The organism is Bacteroides coprosuis, from assembly GCF_020741705.1.
Classification (GTDB): domain Bacteria; phylum Bacteroidota; class Bacteroidia; order Bacteroidales; family Bacteroidaceae; genus Bacteroides_E; species Bacteroides_E coprosuis.
In genome coordinates this window covers 1-3,473 of record NZ_DYYK01000077.1, presented here as the reverse complement: position 1 = coordinate 3,473, position 3,473 = coordinate 1, and the positions used below count along the sequence as shown (strand labels likewise).

General features: G+C 35.8%; 4 protein-coding genes. 2 read left to right on the top strand and 2 right to left on the bottom strand.

Annotated elements, in window-relative coordinates; all coding sequences use genetic code 11:
- Positions 1–263 precede the first annotated feature (263 nt).
- Entirely contained in the window at positions 264–884 is a 621-nt protein-coding gene (locus tag K8V80_RS04495; protein WP_006744503.1) for an inorganic pyrophosphatase, read from the bottom strand.
- Between the two features lie 315 nt (positions 885–1,199).
- Here K8V80_RS04495 and K8V80_RS04490 point away from each other — a divergent pair, with 315 nt between their 5' ends.
- Together K8V80_RS04490 and K8V80_RS04485 are read left to right on the top strand one after the other, a co-directional pair.
- Complete coding sequence (locus tag K8V80_RS04490; RefSeq protein WP_276775740.1) at positions 1,200–1,832, top strand: IMPACT family protein; 633 nt, start codon at positions 1,200–1,202, stop codon at positions 1,830–1,832.
- A 9-nt stretch (positions 1,833–1,841) separates the two neighbouring features.
- Complete coding sequence (locus K8V80_RS04485) at positions 1,842–2,930, top strand: HpaII family restriction endonuclease (RefSeq protein ID WP_276775739.1); 1,089 nt, start codon at positions 1,842–1,844, stop codon at positions 2,928–2,930.
- Positions 2,931–3,083: 153 nt separating this feature from the next.
- Here the strand turns inward: K8V80_RS04485 and K8V80_RS04480 are convergent.
- Positions 3,084–3,473 (bottom strand): NAD(P)-dependent oxidoreductase (locus tag K8V80_RS04480; RefSeq protein ID WP_276775737.1); only part of this gene is annotated, 390 nt, incomplete at its 5' end.

Genomic DNA, 3,473 nt, shown 5'->3' with positions numbered 1-3,473 from the left:
TTATTGCTTATTTCTTTCTAGTGTCTAGTTACTTTTACTAGCTTAGTTTAAGCATAACACTCTGTAAGTTTTTTGAGTTTCCTAGATGAACGTTCGAAATTACAAATAATATTGAACAAAATCATTTTTATAATGATTTTGTAAACATTATTTATATCTATTTGAAATAGTTAGCTATTCTGGGCTACCTTTATTGAGAAAAGTAAAAAGAGATAAAAAAAGCTCACAATATAGTGAGCTTTTCAAATATTTTTAGGGAGAGGTTACTCTTCTTCTTCTCCAAATGTATCTCTATAGTCTTTCACTGAGCGACGAATGACATCGTATGCAGTTTCTACATCATAGACATCTGTAACAATACATCTTGGTTTACTATCGCCTGGAAGATCTTTATAAGTAGTAAAATAGTGTTTCAAGCGATTAACTACAGTCTCTGGAACATCAGCCATCGAGCGATAGTGTCCATAGATTGCATCGTCTTCAAGTACGGCAATGAGTTTATCATCAGCTTTATTATGGTCAAGTAAACGGAACCCACCGATAGGGCGTGCACGTACTATAATATCACCATGGGTAATGTCTTTTTCAGTTAGTACGCAAATATCTACAGGGTCGCCGTCTCCTTCAATATCTGTACGTCCTAATGCTTGATTAGTTAATTCTGCTACCTTTTTCCAGCTATAAGTTTGAGGAATAAATCCATATAGAGCAGGAATGATGTTGGAGTATTTTTGAGGTCTATCAATCTTTAGATATCCTGTTTCTTTATCTACCTCGTATTTTACTGTGTCTGTTGGCACAATCTCTATAAAAGAGTTCACAACGTGAGGAAAATTCTCTCCTATTCTAATTCCGTGCCAAGGATGTGCCTTATATTTTCTCATTCTAGTATTTTTATTCTAGTTTATAATTTATTTACAAATATAGGGAACTTTCATTAAACCACTTTGCTTTTATACGAAAAATACTAAGAAGTAGCCCGATTGAGTGAGATAATAGGGAGTATCTTATGTTTTTATAAATAAAGGTGTGTTTTTTCTGCTGTATCTGTAGTTGCTATTTGTTTCTATACTGAGAAAGAGTGGTAATATGGGTATGCTTCATGATAGTTTAATGATCAATTGACCATATCTCATATCGTATTTTGGTATATCTATATTTATTTAAGCTTGATGATTTTCTTTATCTTTGTGTTAATTATGATTCAAGATGATGTTTTTAAAACCATAGCTCAGTCTTCAGAGGGTGCATATAGTGAAAAGCGAAGTAAATTCATCAGCTTTGCTATGCCTGTTGAGTCAGAAGAGGAGGCTAAGGAGTATTTAGAAGAAATAAGGAAGAAATATTATGATGCTCGTCACGTCTGTTGGGCTTATCTAATAGGAAGTGATGAGATAAAATATCGTGCTAACGATGATGGTGAACCTTCTGGCACAGCAGGTCGTCCCATCTTAGGTCAAATACGTTCATTTGAATTGACGAATGTATTTATTGCTGTTGTACGATATTTTGGTGGAATCAAATTGGGTACGGGTGGATTGGTTGTGGCTTATAAAGCAGCAGCTGCAGATGCTTTAGATCATGCAGAAATCATAGAGAAGACCATAGACGAAGAGGTTACTTTCGATTTTGAATATCCCTTTATGAATGATGTGATGCGTATCATAAAAGATATAGAACCCCAAATAGTAGATCAGACATTTGAGATGGCTTGCAATATGCGTTTGCGAATTAGACGCTCAAAGATGGAAGAGTTGAGGGATCGATTAAGTAAAGTGCAAACGGTAGTGTTTGCAGATGAAGCTGCAGAAACTAAAAAAGAAGAAAATTAAGAACTAAATATGGCATTTAAAGCGAATAAATCAGAGTGGAGTGAATTGTATGTTTTCCTGAGACTGCTTACAGATGGCAAACTCTACTTAGGAAATCACAGAGGAGAGAAGAGTGAACGCTCTTTCTGGCCTATAAGTGTGATAGAACGTGAGGAACACGATGGTCCACGGAGGTATTATATAGAAGAAGATAAGGTTCGTGTTGAAGGGAAGGAAGATTATATTAAACTGCATCGTGTAGCTTTGGCCGTAATGGCAGATAAGGTACTCGATTTAATAAAATCGAATAATGAAGAGGAGATAGAATGTCCCGAAGATATTGAAAAGTTCTTGGATACTGCTAAGATTTTGTATCTCGAGCCTGAAACGCAAGATCGTACTGATTTAAAAATCAGCTTTTGGTCTCCTCACAAAATCCCTACTGGCTTTATAATTCAGTCCAAATTGGCTCCCATGCGTCCTTTATTAGACGGAGGAAGATCGGCTAATCTAAAATTGGAATTAACAGGTGCTCGCAAATTTGCTCAACCAGAGATAGAAAATATTAATGCTCTTGAAACCAATGAAACGGTAAGAGACCGTATGTTATTAATTCAGGAGATGGATGGAGTATTAAGGTATTCCGATGTTGCCGACAGAGTATTCCGCTGCAATCTGAGTATGATTGATCTTCACTTTGCTCGTATATTGGCAGAGATGGTGCGTACATTTCATATAGAAGGTAAGTCAAGGGTTTATGAAGTAATGAATCTAATAAAAAAAGAAAACCCCATAAAAATCAAAGAAGACCTGATTCAGAAGCATCGCTTTTATGAATACAAGATGAAGCAGTTTCTTATGGCTGCAACTTGTGGTATGCGTCCTGCTAAAATTTTCAATGGAGAAGATTCAGCGGTAGAAGGAATGCTTGTAGTTGGTAGTGAGGGACAGATTATTGGATATCACAAAGATGAGCGTAAAGCTTTTGAGGATTTTCTATATCTGAATACCCGTTTCATCAAAGGATCTCAAGAAAAAGATAAATATGGCTTTTTAGAAAGAGAACACGGTACTTATTTCTTTAAACTAAATGTAAAGATTGGTCTAACGAAGAGGTAATAAGGACATTATTCCGTTCTGAAGCAGTATTCAATAAATATACTCTAAAAACTTCAGCACTGTTTCTGTAAGAGTGAAAGTTAAGGAGGAAAATAAAAACCCGTCCCCAAGTCGTCTTATAAAGGCGGTTGGGAACGGGTTCTTTTATAGCTTTTATTTGTTTACTTGATTTTCTGGTTTACCTTCCATGAAAGCTTTTACATTATTAATTAAAATTTTCATGAGTCTTGTTCTTGCTGCGAAACTAGCCCAAGCAATATGAGGAGTTATATAGCAGTTTTCTACACCTAAAAGAGGGTTGTCTGCCTTAGGAGGTTCTTGCGACATTACGTCTATACCTGCGGCATAAATGGTCTTATTTTTAAGAGCTTCAGCTAAATCAGCCTCATTAATTAGAGGTCCACGGCTTGTGTTGATAATGATTGAAGTAGGCTGCATAAGCTCTAATCTTCTTTTGTCAACCATATTGCGGGTTTCATCTGTTAGCGGACAATGTAGTGTTACAATATCTGCTTGTTCAAATAATTCATCTAGCTCTACTTT